Here is a 16,884-nt window from a genome sequence, read left to right on the forward strand (position 1 = left end):
TAATTGGAACGTTTTCGGTGAATCAAGATGTTGTGCTGGAGAAAGCATTGGCTTGGCCACCGCCACCCAGCCAGCACGCTGCTCAGCAGCGCGAAATAGGAAACTAGGCGGGCTACTCAGCGAACGAGCGTTGGGTGGTCAGCGAGCACACTTCCTGGGAGGCCCCTGGACGGGCTAGGCGCCAGCCCTGCGACAAAGGTGTTGCACCGCCGGACGCATCTGGCGGAACAACACCACCATCCCTGACAGCTGACGTCTCCTCTGGTACTATCCGATGCCCCAACCACGGAGTTCCTCGTGGTAGCACGCCGCGGAACCCTGTTCGTCACGGACATTGGCCGTCCTTACGGCCTGACGCTCGACGTTGCGTTCGACAGTCCTGGAGTGTGGAGACGCGCTACCGCCTGGATCCGCATAGCCGACCCAAACGCTAACGTGACTGGCTTTCGCGTTGGTCTCTGTGTTGGCGATGGCCGCGTTACTTTCTCGCACCGTCGCGCCCAGCGCCGGTTCATCACGCGCTTCGCATACTGGCCCTGGGATATTCAGCGGCGTCTGCGCCCCTACGCCCACGTTCTGCCACAGCGGAAACTGCGCGATACCCGCTTCGATTGCATCGGCAACGGGCGCATGCGCATGCGCCTACGTGCCCTGCCTCCCGGCCGGGTTGCTGACATTGCTCGGTAGCAGTGATCTGAAAACCTTCTGATTCCTGGCAACGTGGCCTAAGCTACCGCCATGAGACCGGCTCATCTCCTAGCCCCGGCGCTTTATTCCTACCGCAAGCTCGGTGGCGCCCTAAGTTTCTCAGTTTTCGACGAGTTCGACGGATCCGATGCGCGGCTGCGTGAGGCGCTTGCCTATGCGATCAACGAAGCGTGCGGGGGCAGAGACTTCATCAACCTGGAACGGATAGCCCAGTTGTCGGGCCGGGAGATTTCTCGTGAGGACTTCCTCGCTTTTTCAATGAGCGATCCGCTCGACTGGCGACCGGAGAGGGTATTTGGTCGGTTCGGCCTTGCTCTCGCCCTTTCATACAGCCAGTACCGGCCTGGGTCGCCAGGGTCGGAAAAGCTTTTTGACGAAATGGTGGAGGCCGTGTCGCCGAGCAGCCGCGATCGGCACTTCTGGGATTGGAAAACATGGGATCTTCCATCAATCAGCCCGTACTTCACGAGCGACTATCTCGGCCGCATGGAGTGGTGGAACGTTTACCTGCTCACGGTCCATGTCCCCGCCGAGGAGCGCTTGTTCGTCATTGTCGGCAGTTTTGACTATTACGATTACGAAGTTCCTCTCTATCCCTGAGCTGGTCTTTGCACGTTTAGGGCGGTCGGCAGGCGACGTGAATGAGCCGATCCAGGAGCTTGTTCAGGATTTCGGCGTTGCCGTGGTTCTGCCGTGACGTTGCGAAAGTCGGCGCGGTCCACAGCTCGCGGCGAACCAGGGCGAGCGCATCACGGACGGTGGGCTCGGCCTTGCGATACCAGCGGACGCTATCCGGCCGGAGCCCGCGGTCGGCGGCGAGCCGGTCCGCCCACAGCGTGACGAGCGAGAACAGCCCGAGCAGGGCCGGCGTGGTGCGCAGGATCGCCCGGTCGGACCACTGCCGCTGCGTCTCGACGCCGAGGTGGCGACGGACTTCGGACAGCGTCACCTCGAAGGACCATTGTAGGAACCGCTGAAGAAGCAAATCTGTTGAGCCCGCATCCACGGGTGGGCCATACAGCCTTGTTGGCGGTGGTCCGTTGGCTGGAGCAGCGCCATGACAGAGAAGCCGTGGCCGGCTCAGATAACCTGGTCGGACCTGCCGGCCGGACAACGGCGCAAGGTGATGGTTCGCCTCGGCCGCCTGATCCGGCGCTGCCTCCCCGATCCTCAACGCGAGGAATCGAGGGAGGCCGGCCATGAGCCCACGGAACGCGGCGATCAGCGACAAGATCCAGCCCCTTCATCGTGACCGCCAGGCGATCGTCTACGTCCGGCAATCGACGCCGCACCAGATCGAACGCCACCAGGAATCGACCCGCCTTCAGTATGCCCTGGTCGACCACGCACTCGCCTTGGGATGGGCGCGCGAGCGGGTTGTGGTCATCGACGAGGACCAAGGTCGCTCCGGGGCCTCCACCCAGGGGCGGCTCGGCTTCCAGAGGCTCTTCGCCGAGGTCGGGCTCGGTCACGTCGGCTTGGTGCTCGGCGTGGAGATGTCGCGCTTGGCTCGCTCCTGCTGCGATTGGCATCAGCTCATCGAAATTTGCGCGCTCCGCGGGACGTTGCTCGGCGATTCCCAAGGCATCTACGACCCGAACTGCCTGAATGATCGCCTGCTGCTTGGGCTCAAGGCCACGATCAGTGAAGCGGAACTCCATCTGCTCAAAGCGCGCATGGACGAGGGGCGTCGGGCGAAGGCACAGCGCGGCGAACTCGCTGTGACGCTGCCGCGCGGTTATCTGCGCCGTCCGGACGGCTCCGTTGGGCTCGATCCCGATGAGCAGGTGCAAACCACGATCCGGTTGGTCTTCTCGCTGTTTGAGCGCTACGGCACCATCAGCGCCGTGCTCCGCCACTTGGTCACCCACGACATCCACCTGCCGGACCGCGTGCGCGTCGGCCTTGCCAAGGGGGAACTCGCCTGGCGTCGGCCGAACCGGCCAACCCTGGTCGACCTGCTGCACAATCCCTGCTACGCCGGTGTTTATGTCTATGGGCGGCGCCAGGTGCAACCGGCGCGGCAGCAGCCTGGGCAGCCGAACACCGGGCGCCGCCGTGGTCATGACCTGGAGAACGGGGTCATTGTTCTGCGCGACCGCCTGCCGGCTTACATCAGCTGGGAGCGCTACATGGCGAACCTGGAGCAAATGGCGGCCAATCGCAGCGACCATCGGGGCATTCCCCGCCATGGGCCGGGACTGCTGTCCGGGCTGCTCGCCTGCGGGCGCTGTGGCCATCGCATGTTCACCCACCACAACCACAACGGGCGCGGCCTCCGCTACGTGTGCGGTGCGGAGAGCGCTTGCTACGGGGTACCAATCTGCCAAGCGCTGGCGGGGGACGCGCTCGATGCGCACGTCACCGAGCTGGTCTTGCGAGCGCTCACCCCGGCGGCTTTGGACACCAGCCTTCAGCTGGCGGAGGATTTGGAACTGGAACGAGCGGACCAGCACCGCCAGTGGCGCCTGCGCCTGGAGCGGGCCCATTACGAGGCCGATCGGGCGTCCCGGATGTATGCCGCGGTGGAACCGGAGAACCGCTTGGTCGCCCGGACGCTGGAGCGGCAATGGGAAGAGGCGTTGGCAACCGAACAGCGTCTGACGGCGGACTATGAGAGCTTCCAGCGCCGTGCCCCACGGCGCCTGACCGCCGCCGAGCAGGACGCCATCCGGCGCTTGGCCGCGGATATTCCCGCCCTCTGGCGGGCCCCAACGACGACCGTAGTGGAGCGCCAGGAATTGGTGCGCCTGGTGCTGGAGCGCATTGTGGTGACCGTCGCCGGTACGACCGAAGTGGTTGTCTAATCGCGGGCCAAGGATCAAGCACTTTCCCAATGTGGGTTTTCATTTCACTGTGCCAGGTCGTCCAGGTAGTCCACAGGCCCGCCTCGCACCTCCATCAATGACGGGGCGGGCCTGTGGACCCACCTGGGCGACCGTTCCAGACGACGAGGCTCGTTGATGTCGCAGTCCGTTCCGAGGACCAAGACCACTGCCGGATCCATGGTTGTCTCCGCGGTCGGCAGGTGCCGCCGCATGATGGCGTGAGGAGCGCAGCCTCCCAATGTCACTGACGCAGTGATCGCGGGCGGGATGCCCCAGCGATCTTGCATCCACATAGACGGGATGGCTGCCGCTTCGTCCCGGCAGGGACCTCGCTCCGCGGCGGGCGGAACCCTTTCGACCTCGCGTTCAAACGTGGTTCAGGCGGCCACCTCCTGGCCAGCCCAGCGAAACTCGCTGCCGTCCACCCAAAGCCGATGCATCAGCACCGCCAGTTTCCTAGCCACCGCGACCTTGGCCTTCTTCAGGCCGATGCGTTTGGCCAGGCGAACGCCCCAGGCCTTGAGAGCGCACCATTTCTCCACCCGGGTCAGCAGGGTTCCCGCGGCTTCGAACAGATAACCGCGCGTCAGCTTGTCGCCGGCCTTCGAGATCCGCCCCGCCCAGTCCACTTCGCCCGACTGGTACTGCCGCGGGGTCAGGCCCAAGTAGGCGCCCACGCTTGAAGACTTGGCGAACCGCGCGGGATCATCGATCACCGTGGTGAAGCTCAGCGCGGTGATCGGCCCGATCCCCGGGATGGTCATCAAGCGCCGACAGACCAGGTTGTCCCGCGCCTGGCGCAGAACCGTCCGGTCAAGCACCTCGATCTGCTCGGTGAGGCGTTGCCAGACGGCCAGCAGCGCCTCGGTGACGACCGCCACACCGGCCTGACCGGTGGTCAACTCCCGAACCCGTGCGGGCAGCGCCGCCCCGCCGACCTTGCCCAGGATCAGGCCGAAGGTCTTCAGGATGCCGCGCATCTGGTTGACGACGTCCCGGCGCATGGCCACCAGCTGGGTGCGGGCCATCAACTGGGCGCGCGCGAGATGGCTGTCCAGGCTCTTGACCTCGACTGCGCGAAACCAGCCGGTGCGGACGACCTGGGCCAAGCCATGGGCGTCGTTGGCATCGGTTTTGTTGATCTGCAACGATAACGCCGCCTTGACTTGCCGAGCATCGAGGCAAACCACCGGCAGGCCCAGGTCGCGCAGAGCGTGCCAATGCCAGGTCGACAGAGGGCCGCTCTCCAGACCAATGCGAACCGCCTGAGGGGCGTGGCGGCGCAGCGTTTCCGCAATGGCCTCCGGGGTCGAGGCGCATTTCCCCTTCCACACCGCCTTGCCGGCTTCCGTCACAACGCACACCGAGGTCTCGTTCAGCGACACGTCCAACCCGACAAACTGCTCCATGGCGGCTCTCCTTGCAGTGCCTTTCCTTGAAGCGGGTAACGCAGAACTCACCGCTTTGGTTGGAAGCCCCACGCGTCCGCGATTACCCCATGTCACTGTCGAGTGCCATTGGGCCGGCGGCTCCCGGACGCGAACCGAGATCCGCCGGCCCCTGGCCCGTCTGAACCAACTCAGCGACTATGACGCGCTGCTGACTCGGGTCGCGGAACTGCGCCGAGCCGGCTGTATTCAACGCGTCATCGCAGCCAAGCTGAATGAGGAAGGCTGGCGCTCGGCTCGCCACCGCCCCGGCTTCACGCGTGGAATGGTCAGTGATCTGCTGCGCCGACAAGGTCTGGTCGCTCGCCGCCAGCTGGCTCCCGCCGACCATATCGAGCGTCAGGAGAACGAGATGACCATCCTGGAACTGGCCGAGCGCCTGGGCATGCCCCATCAAACGCTGTTCGCCTGGGTCCGGCAAGGAAAAGTCCAAGGACGGTTGAGCACCGTTTCCAGTTATCGGATATGGCTGCTCAAGGTCGATGACGCCGAACTCGACCGTTTGAAAAAGCTCCGTGAATGCTCGCGGCCTTCCGGCCGCTCCCCTCGTCAAATCCGTGACACTTGAGAGGCATCATGGCTGGTCGATCTCGACGCGCCACCTTTGGACGAACCAGCCGAGGGTCGCCAGCGGGGCGGCGGCGGGATCGGTGCTCAGAAACGCCTGCGGCGGTTTCTCGCCTTCGCCGTCACGCACCAGCAGCCAGCGGATCGCCACTTGGCGGCCGGGGTGATGCCAAATGGCCGTGCCCGAGGCGAGGTCGAGCCGCCGCTCCGTCTTGCCGTACCAGCCGCGCAGCGTCACCCGCTGCCACACGGTCGCTGGATCAACCAGCCGCTCGTTCAGCGTGGGCAGCCGCGCTCCCTTCACGCGCGGTCGCCCCAGGGTCCGCGCGGTGCGCGCCGGGGCCGGCTCGTACAGCCCGGCATCCAGGCGCAAGCGGGTGATCACGGTGAGGTGTGCGGCGACGGCGCGCAACAGCTCAATGGCCGAAAAGCCGCTGTCAGCCACGGCGATCACGGTCCGGTCGGGCAGCCAGCGGGCGGTCTGCAACAACGCCTGCCGCGCCTGGTCGGGCAGCGGCTTGTGCCGCCGGCCCTGGCTCTGCGCGGCGCGTTCGGAGGGCGCCAGCACGCTGAGGAAGGGCAGAGCCCAGACAGCGCCGGCCCACGGCACGGGGGCGAGCAGCATGACGCACAGCCAGCGCAGGCCGCTGACCTTGACGAAGTGGCCGTGGCTGGAGCGCACCGGGTCACGGTAGATGCCGCGTAGGGCGATCCGTTTGCCCCAGCGACGCTCGATGGTGTCGTCGAGGGCGATGACCACCGGCCCATGCGGCACCAGAGCGCTGACGAGGAGGTGCAGCAGCACGCGTGCGACGCGCCGGGCCGACCAGCGGGCGGTGCTCAGCACGCGGTGATAGACGGCGAAGCTTGGGACCTGCTCCAGGCCCATGACGCGCAGCGCGCCCGTGACGGTGCGCCGGCCGGGGCACAGCACAGCCCCGGCGACCAGCACCTGGACGTGGTGCCAGGTCGCGGCGGAAAAGCAGCCGATGAAGGGCCAAAGCCACTGGACCAAAGGGCGCGGGACCGTGTTGACCATGAAGGCGCTCCGAGGGATGGCGCCACGGCAACCCGTGCCGGGGGAGGAGATCACGACGGCCACCAAAAGTGACGCGCTGCGCGAGCGCATCGCGGCCTTCGCCTTTCCGCACGGCGGGGTCGAGGTGGTGCGCGTCAACCGCGGCTACACGCTCTACAGCCGCCGAACCGGCGGGCCGGTGGCTCGCCTACGCCCGACCGGACGCGACGATACGGTTCAGGTGCTCTGGTGGCGTCGCGATGCCTGGGCCGCTCCCGGCGACTTCGGGTCCGTCATCATGCCGCTCGACGAGGCGCTCGACTTCATCGCCACCGAGAGCTTCTTCTGGATCAACGCCTGACCTCAAGCGCTCAAAACGTGCAAGGACCAGCTCAGACGTTGCAACAGAACCGCTGTCTCCCCCGACATTGGTTCAGCGGCTGCCGCCGATACAACGTGCACGTATGGTTTGCCAATTTCCACACACGGTCTATGGATTTGGAAATGGAGATCACAACCTCCGGCAAATCGTGAACCGGCTCACAGCCCGCAGGCCGCGATCGACACATCATGTCTCTCGACGGCGCCGAACGGACAAACCCCTGACGATCCGGCCGGCCGTCGCGGAGAAGGACAATCCCGCCTTCCCGGAACCTCGAACACAGGAGAGCCATGATGAGCAAGATGGAAAAGTCGTCCGAAGCCGTCGCCGACGTGAAGCCGGTGGACATCGCCGATCTGGAAGCCGTGGTCGGCGGCGTCGGCGTCACGCAGTCGCAGATCGTCGGCGGGAGCGTCCAGACCAAGGCCTACACCACCATGTGCTGGTCGACCATGTGCTGGCGTCCGGGCACCAACGTCAACCCCGTCATCAACCCCGTGCTCAAGAAGTAAGGCGGCCGGCGCCCCCGACCGCAGCGTTCGACGAGGCCGGCCCGCGCAATCGGGCCGGTTTCGACGGACCCCAACCAAAGCGTCGGAGGACCGGTCGCGCAACGCGTCCGTCCCCAGGATCGGCGCACGACCTCCGCGGGGAGACAGGACATGGCACGCACACCGGACCGCCGGCTCCAGGACCATGTGGCGATCGATGTCGGTTACCGCGACGACACGCGTTTCGGCGGCATGGTCTCCGACCGGATCGAAACGGAACTCCGCCGCCGCGCCGCCGCGGTGCTTCCCCAGGATTTGATGGCCGACCAGGCGGCCGCGTGGTCCGCCCTGATGCGCGCCGACGCCTTCGGCGGGCTGTACGAGACGCCGACCCACCTGCGCAAAGACTGGCTCTATCCCGACACCGCCGCCATCGCCCCCGACCGCCTCGACGTGACGAACATGGCCGCCGGCCGGGGCTGCACCGTCGCCATCGGCGCCGGCCTCGTCCAGGAGCTTGCCGGCTGGATCGGCGACTGGCAGCGCACCGCCCGGCGCCCGCGCCATCCAGCTGCCGCCGCCCTGTTCGACGCCATCGACGATGCCGGCGCCTTCGCGCCGCCTCCCAACGCCGAAACCGACGACCCTGAAGAGGCCCCACGGAACCGGGTCACGTTCCTCGGCCACGCCACCGCCCTGGTGGACACCGGACGGACGCGCGTGCTCGTCGACCCCTTCTTCCTGGCCCACTCGCCGGGCGGCGCCTACCGGCCGCTGCCCTTCCCGCGCTGGGCGGTGGACGGCATCCTGATCACCCACTCCCACCCCGATCACTTTCATCCCGGCACCCTGCTGCGCTTCGGCCCGGACGTTCCGATCCTGGTGCCGGCGGTCGACCGGGAATCGGCGTTGTCCGTGGACATGGCGCATCGCCTGCGCGAACTGGGCTTCCGCCGCGTGGAGACGGTCACCTGGTGGCAGGAGCGCCGGATCGGCGACGCCCTTATCACCGCCCTGCCCTTCTATGGGGAGCAGCCGACCGCCGATGCCGTCCTTCACCCCGAGCTGCGCAACGTCGGCAACGTGTGGAGTGTCGCCGCCAATGGCCGCCGGATCGCGTTCTGCGCGGACTCCGGCCGGGATTGCGCCGGCGACACGCGCAACGTGGCGACCGAAGACCGCCGGCGCGCGGGTCCGCTGGACGCGCTGTTCTGCGGCTACCGGTCGTGGTCGCTGTATCCGGTCCAGTATGTGGCGACCTCCGTCGCGCGCTACGCCCTGTTCGTTCCACCGGACCTTCGGCTGGTCCGCCACACCATCATGAACGGCGCCGACGAGGCGCTGGACATCGCCGAGCGCTGGGGCGCGCGGACTCTCGTTCCCTACGCCGACGGCGGCGCGCCCTGGTACTGGGAGAACGGGCTCGGCCCCGTCCTCGACCGGCTGGCCGATCCCGGCGACCATTTCGACCCGCCGCCGGAGGTCGTCACCACCGCCGCCGAACGCCGCGCCAGCCACTTCACCGCGGTGGCCTCCCCCGTGCGGGTGCGCATCGCCCGCCCCGGCGACGCCTTCGACCCCGGCGACCCCGGCGTCGCGACGGCGCGCCGGCCCGGTTACGCCTGGCCCTACGACGCGGCGCCCGAGCCCACCCCCCAACCCGGCCCCTTCGACGAACCCGTGCTGCTGGCGCGCAAGAAAGCGCTGTTGCGCGTGCTCGCCGCCGACGCGGTTCGCGCCGCCGGGCTGGAGGTGACGGCGGAGCAGGTGCAGGCCGTGGCCGACACCGTGCGCCGCCGCGGGCGGCTGACCCGCCGCGACGACATGCTGGCCTGGCTCGCCGCGAACGGCCTGACCACCGACGACTTCTCCCGCATGATGACGGAGTGGGCCGCCGCCCTGCTGCTGGAGGACCATTTCGCCGAGGAGGTCGACCGCCGGCTCCACGGCCAGATGGCCCTGCACGCGCTCGCCATGGCGGCGGAAGCCGCACCAGAGGCCTGACATGGATGCGCCGACCCCCCACTACCGTGGCCCCGCGCACGAACTGGCGCCACGCGTTGTCGTCCGAGCGTCGCTGTTCCCGCTGTCGCGGCTGGACGCCTTCGCCGCCCCCGGTCTGGTGCGCGACGCGCTGTCCGACCTGGACGACGCGGCCTTCGCCGGACGCTACGCGGAGGCCATGGTGGCGCAGCAGGCCACTCTGGTGGCACAGACCCTGGACGACCCGGCCTTCGCCCGCGCGCTGGCCTTTTCCAGCCCGGCGGCGTACTGGCGTCTGGCGGCCAAGCCGCCGTCCCCCGCGCGCGACAAGAAGTCCCGGCAGGCCGAGCAGGCGCTCTACCGCTGGCTCGCCCGCGCCGCTTGGCGCAGCACGCCCTGCGACCTGTGGGCCGGCACCATTCTCGCCTCCTGGGGCTCCCGGACCTCCGTGCGCCCGGCGCGTGCGCGCTACAGCATCGCCCCCGACGTGGCGCCGCTGGCCGCGCTGTTTTCCGGTGTGGCCGCGCGCCCGCCGCACCGGACGCGGGGACGCTTCGCGCTCGTCGCCGGGCTCACCCGCGTGACGTCGGAGGACGGCAGTGCGCCTTGCTGGGTCCTGCCCGCCTCCTCCGGCCGTCCCCCCGTGACCGCGGCCCCGGTGGTCGACCAAGCGATGACCGCTCTGGGCGGCCCCCCGCGCCGCTTCGAGCGCTGCGTGCGCCGCGTCGCCCAGGCCACCGGCCGCGACGCCGAGGGCGCCCGCCGCCTCTGCCTCGCGCTGGTGGCCGCGGGGCTGCTCACCGGCGGTCTGGCCTTTCCGCAGACCTTCACCACCGTGTGGGAAACTCTAGCCGACGCCGGCCGCCGCCTCGGCGGGGCAAAGGGCGGCCATGAGGGCGGGCTGTGGCGGGCGGCGGTCGCCGACCTGCGCGCGACCTGCCGCCGCCTGGAAGCCACGCTGGACCAAGCCACGCCGGAAGCGGTGCTCGCTGCCCAGGACGAGGTCGGCGCCCGCGTCGCCCGGCTCGCCGCCGACCTTAGCCTGCCCGATCCGGGGCCGGTCGCGCTGCGCTGCGACGCGGGCCTGCCGGCCCGGGTCACGCTGGGCGCTGATCAGCGCGACCGCCTGACGGCCCTGCTGGAGGAGGTCGACCGCTTCGAGTTGGAGCACGGCCTTGCCGCCGCCTGCGCCGACCTGCACGTCCGCCGCACCCTCGCCGCAGCCCCGTCCCCGGCTGTGGACGCACCCAGCCGGACTGCCGCCGACTGGGCCGCCGTTGCCCGCGCGCTGGAGCCGGGCGGGGTGCTGGACGCGCGCGTCCGGGGCTGGGAGCGCTGGCTGGCGACCGGTCTGCCGCCGCTTTCCGCCGGTGACCCGCTGCCCCCGCCCCCGCCGCAGGGAACCTTCGTCGTGCGGGCGGGTGCGGACGCGCTGACCGTCGTCGGGCTGGCCGGGGAAAGCGCCATGGCCTTTTCCCGCCTGGGCGGGTTGCACGGTGGCCCGGCCTGGAGCCAGTTGACCGCGTGGTGCGGCGAACGTCTCAGGCAGGCCGCAGAAGCCGGCGGCATCGACCTGCGCCGCCTCGCCCCGCCGCCTGGCGTCGCCCACAACGCCCTGGCGACGCCCCGGCGGATGCGGCTGCCGCTGATCGACCCGTGGAGGGCCGCTGATATTCCCACGATCGGGCGCGCTGGTCCCGACGCGCCGGTGCTCGCGCGCCAAGCCGGCCAGAGACGGCCGATGCCCGTGAGCCGCCAAGGACGGCCGATGGCGGTGGTTGGCACCTGCTCTGTCGACCTCGGGTTGTTCGGCGCCGCGGCTGAAGCGCTGCTGCTGACCGGCGGGCGCGTTCTGGCGCCCTGGTACGATCCCGAGGCTCTGCCCTTTGCGACCGAGACGGCAGACGGCGCGCAAACCGGCGCCGTGCTGTCGCGGCCCCTCCGCCTCGCCGTTGGCGCGGTGATCCGCCCAGGCCGTCTGACGCTGACCGGCCCGTCGCTGGCCGGTCTGCTGGAGGCGCCCAACGCCGCCGTCCGCTTCCGCCGCTGGTGTCGGCTGATGGCGGCGCACGGATCGGCGGCGCACGGAGTGCCCGAACTCGTCACCGTCACTCGCCTTGGGGAGCCGCCGCTGGCCGTACGGTGGGGCAGCCCGCTGGCGGTCGAGGCCGCCTTGCGCGGGCTGCCGGCCACCTTGCCTCATCTTGTCGTCGCCGCGCCGGACCCGACCGGCTTTCTGCTCTTCGCCACCGGAGACCGCCATGCCACGGAAATCGCCCTGCCCTTCCATCGGCGCCACCACGCCTGGTCGCGCGACCGCGCCGGACGGACGCCGCTGGCTGCAGATCAACGCCGCGCCTGACGGGACACCCGGGGCGGACCGCGCCATCCTGCTCTCCGTCGCCGAGGCGGCGGGCCGGCTTCGGAGGGAGCGCGTGCTCGACCTGTGGTTCTGGCAGCGCAAGGAGCCGGGCCTGCGCCTGCGCTTTCGCGCCCGGCCGGGCCGGGAGGAGGACGCCTCGGCGGCGCTGGCGCCGGTCCTGCGCGGCCTCGTCCGGCGGGGCGTCGCGCGGCGCTGGTCGGCCAGCGTCTATGAGCCGGAGGTCCATCTGTTCGGCGGCCCGGCCATGATGGAGGCGGCCCACCGCTGGGCCTTGGCCGATGCCGCGGTGCAGGCGGCCTCGCTGGCCCGGGGCGGCACCGGAGTCACGCCCGCGGTGCTGACGCTGGCGGTGCTGAACGACCTGTTCCGCCGCGGCTGCGACAGCGGACCGGAGGAGGTGTGGGACGTCTGGTGCCGGCTGGCGGCCATGCACGACATCATCCCCGGCGCTGGACGCCCGTTGCCGGTCGTCGGGTTGGAGGACATCGCCGCGCTGGCGCCGGAAGCGTGCCAGGCCATGGCCGCGGCGAACGCGCGGCTGGCCTCTGCGTTGTCCCGCGCCTGGAGCACCGGCCGCCTGACGACCGGACGGCGGGCGGCCCTGTCCATGGTTGCGCTCTTCCACTGGAACCGTCTTGGCCTGGAGCCGGACATTCGCCGGCGCCTGATCGACGGCATGACCGCCGCCCTCGACCCGCACAGCGGCATGGAGGCGATCCTGCGCGCATACCGCGCCGCCGTCAGTTCCGCCCCGGCCTGCGCCGGCGTGTGAGACCGGCCAAAGCGACGGCCGGCCTCCTGCTCTATCACCCGGCCCGACTGGGAGGTGTCGCATGTCCTTCACCGTTGCCTGGACCCGACGACGGGTGCCCTATGTGCCGCAGATGGAACTGGCCGAGTGCGGCTGCGCCTGCCTGCTGATGCTGCTCCACCACCACGGCGCCGCCGTTCCGCTGGACGAGGTGCGCGCCGCCTGCGGTGCGTCGCGCGACGGCGTGTCGGCCGCTGCGCTGGCGCGGGCCGCCGCCGGCTTTGGGCTGGAGGTCCAGGGCTACCGGCTGCCCGCCGGGGCGCTGGGCACGGTGTCGCTGCCGGCCGTCGCGCACTGGCAAGGTTCGCACTTCGTCGTGGTCGAGCGGGTCGCGCGCGGGCGCGTTTGGATCGTCGACCCGCGGTCTGGACGGCGCCGCCTGCCCATGGCGGCGGTTGAGGCCGCCTTCACCGGAATCGTCCTGTGCATGACGCCGGGCGCGGCTTTCACCCCCTGCAAGGCGACCGGCGGCCTGCAGCGTTATGCCCAGGCGCTGCGCGGCCGGGGTGCCGCCCTGGCGGCGCTGCTCGCCGCCTCGTTGCTGCTGGAGGGGCTGTCGCTGGCCGTCCCGGCGGCGACGCAACGCGTCGTGGACGCCCTTTCGACGGACGGTCCGCTCGCCGCGGGAATCGCTCTGATCGCCGGCGCCGGCGCCGGGCGGCTGCTGCTCACCCTGGCGCGCGACCTCATCATGAACGCGGTGCAGATGCACACGGAGCGCGCGCTGATGGACCGCGTCATCGGCCACCTGATGCGCCTGCCGCCCACCTTCCTGCTGCAACGGGCCCCCGGCGACCTGATGCAGCGCGCCGAGGCCACCGGCGACCTCCGCGCGGCGCTCGTCGGGGTGGTCATGGCGCTTCTGGACGGGCTTTTCGTGCTCGGGCTCGCCGGGCTGTTGCTGTCCTACCACGCCGGGCTGGGCCTCCTGGCGCTCGCCGTCGCCGGCGTTCGGCTGCCGCTGCTCGGGTTGTTCAGCGGTGCCCGCGGCGATGCGGCAACGGCGGAGATGGCCATGCGCGGCCGCGAGACCGGCACCGCCATGGATGCCCTCTCCGCGCCGGAGGCGGTGCGCGGCCTCGGCCTGTCCGCCCGCCTGACCGAACGCTACACCGACCATCTCGGCGACCGCCTCGTCGCGGAGCGCGCGCGCGACCGCGTCCAGCACGTTCACGCCCTGGTGCTGCAAGGCTACGACGCGGCGGCTTCGGCGCTGATGCTGGGGCTGGGCACGCTGGCGGTGCTGGACGGCGGTTTGACGCTGGGCGGCTTCGGCGCCTTCGCCGCCGTGCAGGGCATGCTGGATGGGCCGCTGCACGCGTTGGCGACTCTGGCCGACCGCATCGTCCAGCTCCGCGCTGTGCGGGCGCGGATCGATGACATCCTGGATTTCCGGCCCGAGCGCGACGACGGCATCGCCCCGGTGCGCCTGGAAGGCGCCATCCGCCTGACCGGTGCCGGCTACGCCCACGCGCCGGGCGGGCCCGCGGTGCTGTCCGGCATCGACCTGACGGTCGCCCCCGGCGAGATGGTCGCCATCGTCGGGCCGTCCGGCGCTGGCAAATCGACGCTGGGCCGGCTGATGCTGGGCCTGCTCGACGCCCGCGCGGGAGGGGTGTCGATCGACGGCCGGCCGGTGGCCGCCTACCGGCCGGAGGCGTTGCGCCGCCGCTTCGGCATCGTCCTGCAGGAGCCTTTCCTGTTCGACGGCACGGTGCGCGAGAACCTGACGCTCTTCGCCCCCGGTGCCAACGACGCCGCGCTGTGGACCGCGTGCCGGCTGGCCGCCGTGGACGAGGTGGTCTCGGCGCTGCCGCAGGGGATCGACACGCCGCTGGGTGAAGGCGGCGCGCGCCTGTCCGGCGGGCAACGCCAGCGGCTGACGCTGGCCCGCGCGCTGGCCGGTGACCCGGACATCCTGCTGCTCGACGAGGCGACCAGCGCGCTCGACGCTGCCACGGAGGCGCGGGTCCACGCCAACCTGGCGCGGATCCGCCGCACCCGCATCGTCATCGCCCACCGCCTCGCCACCGTCCGGAACGCCGACCGCATTCTGGTGCTGGACCGGGGCGTCATCGTCCAGCGGGGCCGCTTCGCCGAATTGGCGTCTCGACCCGGCCCGTTCCGATCTCTTCTGGAGGCGACGCAACATGCAAGCCCGGTTCCCTGACCACCGGTTCCTCCGACGCCTGTGGACCGCCGTCCGCGCCGAACGGCCAGCGCTGCTCCGTCTTGCCCTGCTCGCACTCCCCATGCAGGCGTCGGCGCTGGCGCTGCCGCTGCTCACCGGCCTCGTCGCCGACCGCGTGGTGCCGGCGGGCGACCGCGCGCTGCTGGCCCTGGTGTGCGCGGGTGTCGCCCTGGTCGCCGTACAACGGGCGGCGCTCGACGCCCTGCGCGCCGCGGTCCTGCGCGACCTGGAGGCACGGCTGAAGGGCGCCGTGCTGCGCGACGTCTTCGCCCGCCTGATGGCGGCGCCGCTGAGCAGCCTGCGCGGATCCACCGTCGGTGCGACGTCGCAGGCTCTGGCCTCGGCCGAGCATATCGCCGGCCTGACCGCACGCGTCGTCCTGGTTCCCGCCCTGGACGCGCTGGTGGCCCTAGCCGCCGTGGCCGGGCTGGTCTGCGTGCAGCCGGCCTTCGCGCCCGGGCTGGCGCTGTGGACGCTGGCCGTCGCCACCCTGAGCTGGCCGCTGGCGCGCCGCCACGCGGCGCTGGAACGCGTGGAGCTGGAGGCGTCGGCGCGACACCGTGGCCGGCTCTACGAACTCCTTCGCGGCGCGCCGACCCTGCTGTCGGCCGGACGCGGTGAGGCCGGACTGGGCCGCTGGCGCTTCGCCTTCACCGCGCACCAGGGCGCCGCGCTGGAACGGTTGCGCGCCGGACTGTGGCTCGACCTGCTGTTCGACGGGGCGCATCAGGCGGCGCGCGTGGGCGTCCTGGCTGGGGGAGCCCTGCTCGCGGCCGACGGCCGCCTCAGCGTCGGCGCGGTGCTGAGCGCCCTTCTGCTCGTCGAGGCGCTGATCCCGCCGACCCTGGCGATCGTCCGCACCGCTCTCGTCCTGCTGAGCAGCGCGCCGTATATGGAGCGCGTTTCCGCCGCGGTGGACGGCGTCGTTCCCGATCCCGAACCTGTGCCGGTAGCGCCGGCCGTCCGACGCGTCGCAACGGACCATCCCGCCATAGCCGTGCGCGACGCGTGGTACCGCTACGATCCCGAGGCGGCCTGGACGATCGCCGATCAGACTCTGCTGGTTCGGTGTGGGGAGGTCGCCCGGCTGGACGGTCCATCGGGCAGTGGCAAGACCACGCTGCTCCGCCTCATCGCCGGGCTGGCGAGGCCGGAGCGTGGCTCCGTGTCCGTCCTCGGCATGGATGCACGGGATGGCCGGCGGCAGGTGCTCTACCTGCCGCAGTCCTTTCAACTGTTCGGCGGCACCATCGCGGAGAGTCTGGCGCTGCTCTCCCAAGCCGATCCGGCCAGGCTGTCGGAGGCCGCCGAACGGACGGGCCTCGCCGGCTGGCTCCGCGCCCTGCCGATGGGCGCCGACACGCCCCTGCCGCCCGGCGCCGGAACGCTTTCCGGTGGGCAGCGCCAGCTTCTGGCCCTGACGGCGGCGGTCGCCTCGAACCGACCGGTGGTCCTGCTGGACGAAACGATGGCCAACATGGATCCGGCGCTCCGCGACCGGCTGGATGGCCGCGGGCTGTTCGCCGGCCGCACGGTGGTGCTGGTGGAACATCCTTCCTCGCTCGCCCTGCCCGGATGAACCGGCTACGGCGTGCTGCGCGTGCACGCATCGGCCACCGCAAGCTAACGGTGCCGGCGCGAGATCGGGCATCGTCCAGGTTCCGTCCGCATTCGCGGCGGCCCGATCGATGAAGTGTGCAACGGTCAAAGCGGTTGCCGACCATCGCTACGGCCCGAAGGCTCCTCGTTACCTCAACACCCTAATCGCAAAACGCACCGATGAACCGACGTCAGCGGCAACCTGAATACAATTTCCGGGAATCCCGGCCCGTTCCAAAGGAGAGATACTTCCTCTCTTGTATAGGCCCCAACATTGATCTGGCCGATCATCGGGATAGCAGATTGTGACGCGACGGATGATAGATTTCACCTTATGGATAGAGCCGCTTTCGGCACGTCGACAGGATGACTGTTGCTGGGCAACCTAACCACCTGTGGAACAAGGGCAAAAAGGGATTGATGCGCCCGGAAAATGATCGTTTCGATCGTTTTTCGGCCGTTATGTCAGGAAGAT

The 16,884-nt window shown here is 70.2% G+C and carries 13 protein-coding genes; 10 read left to right on the top strand and 3 right to left on the bottom strand.

The features are described 5' to 3' along the window. Positions 1–738: 738 nt before the first annotated feature. On the top strand, positions 739–1,308 hold the full coding sequence (locus M2351_RS30845) for a hypothetical protein (RefSeq protein ID WP_264659842.1): 570 nt from the start codon (positions 739–741) through the stop codon (positions 1,306–1,308). 16 nt (positions 1,309–1,324) lie between these two features. Here the strand turns inward: M2351_RS30845 and M2351_RS30850 are convergent, their stop codons facing one another. After that, the gene (locus M2351_RS30850; protein WP_264659843.1) at positions 1,325–1,657 is read right to left on the bottom strand and encodes a hypothetical protein; all 333 of its coding nucleotides are present in this window, start codon (positions 1,655–1,657) and stop codon (positions 1,325–1,327) included. Positions 1,658–1,907: 250 nt separating this feature from the next. Between M2351_RS30850 and M2351_RS30855 the strand changes: the two genes are divergently transcribed. Further along, a complete protein-coding gene (locus tag M2351_RS30855; protein ID WP_264659844.1) occupies positions 1,908–3,515 on the top strand; it encodes a recombinase family protein in 1,608 nt (535 codons plus the stop codon). Between the two features lie 398 nt (positions 3,516–3,913). Here the strand turns inward: M2351_RS30855 and M2351_RS30860 are convergent, their stop codons facing one another. Next, entirely contained in the window at positions 3,914–4,945 is a 1,032-nt protein-coding gene (locus tag M2351_RS30860) for an IS110 family RNA-guided transposase (RefSeq protein WP_264657727.1), read from the bottom strand. Here M2351_RS30860 and M2351_RS30865 point away from each other — a divergent pair. After that, on the top strand, positions 4,944–5,552 hold the full coding sequence (locus M2351_RS30865; RefSeq protein ID WP_264659845.1) for a transposase: 609 nt from the start codon (positions 4,944–4,946) through the stop codon (positions 5,550–5,552). The genes M2351_RS30860 and M2351_RS30865 overlap by 2 nt on opposite strands. 6 nt (positions 5,553–5,558) lie before the next feature. Here M2351_RS30865 and M2351_RS30870 read toward each other — a convergent pair whose 3' ends face one another. Beyond that, positions 5,559–6,590 (bottom strand): IS701 family transposase, encoded by a 1,032-nt coding sequence (locus M2351_RS30870; RefSeq protein ID WP_264659846.1) that lies wholly within the window; start codon positions 6,588–6,590, stop codon positions 5,559–5,561. Here M2351_RS30870 and M2351_RS30875 point away from each other — a divergent pair. The 7 genes from M2351_RS30875 to M2351_RS30905 all read left to right on the top strand — a co-directional run bounded on the left by M2351_RS30875 (position 6,589) and on the right by M2351_RS30905 (position 16,389). Further along, positions 6,589–6,930 (top strand): hypothetical protein, encoded by a 342-nt coding sequence (locus M2351_RS30875; protein WP_264659847.1) that lies wholly within the window; start codon positions 6,589–6,591, stop codon positions 6,928–6,930. The genes M2351_RS30870 and M2351_RS30875 overlap by 2 nt on opposite strands. A 311-nt stretch (positions 6,931–7,241) precedes the next feature. Beyond that, positions 7,242–7,463, top strand: coding sequence for a hypothetical protein (locus tag M2351_RS30880; RefSeq protein WP_264659848.1), 222 nt, complete (start codon positions 7,242–7,244; stop codon positions 7,461–7,463). Between the two features lie 150 nt (positions 7,464–7,613). Further along, positions 7,614–9,446 carry an MBL fold metallo-hydrolase gene (locus tag M2351_RS30885; RefSeq protein ID WP_264659849.1) on the top strand — a complete coding sequence of 611 codons (1,833 nt, stop codon included), beginning with the start codon at positions 7,614–7,616 and terminating at the stop codon, positions 9,444–9,446. A gap of 1 nt (position 9,447) precedes the next feature. After that, positions 9,448–11,787 (top strand): lantibiotic dehydratase family protein, encoded by a 2,340-nt coding sequence (locus M2351_RS30890; protein ID WP_264659850.1) that lies wholly within the window; start codon positions 9,448–9,450, stop codon positions 11,785–11,787. Next, positions 11,687–12,580 carry a thiopeptide-type bacteriocin biosynthesis protein gene (locus M2351_RS30895; protein ID WP_264659851.1) on the top strand — a complete coding sequence of 298 codons (894 nt, stop codon included), beginning with the start codon at positions 11,687–11,689 and terminating at the stop codon, positions 12,578–12,580. The genes M2351_RS30890 and M2351_RS30895 overlap by 101 nt, the downstream gene beginning before the upstream one ends. A gap of 61 nt (positions 12,581–12,641) precedes the next feature. Next, positions 12,642–14,789: a peptidase domain-containing ABC transporter gene (locus tag M2351_RS30900; protein ID WP_264659852.1), complete on the top strand. Its 2,148-nt coding sequence runs from the start codon at positions 12,642–12,644 to the stop codon at positions 14,787–14,789. Next, positions 14,770–16,389 carry an ATP-binding cassette domain-containing protein gene (locus tag M2351_RS30905; RefSeq protein ID WP_264659853.1) on the top strand — a complete coding sequence of 540 codons (1,620 nt, stop codon included), beginning with the start codon at positions 14,770–14,772 and terminating at the stop codon, positions 16,387–16,389. The genes M2351_RS30900 and M2351_RS30905 overlap by 20 nt, the downstream gene beginning before the upstream one ends. Positions 16,390–16,884 lie beyond the last annotated feature (495 nt).

Origin of the sequence: Azospirillum canadense (assembly GCF_025961225.1) — a bacterium.
Lineage (GTDB): Bacteria > Pseudomonadota > Alphaproteobacteria > Azospirillales > Azospirillaceae > Azospirillum > Azospirillum canadense.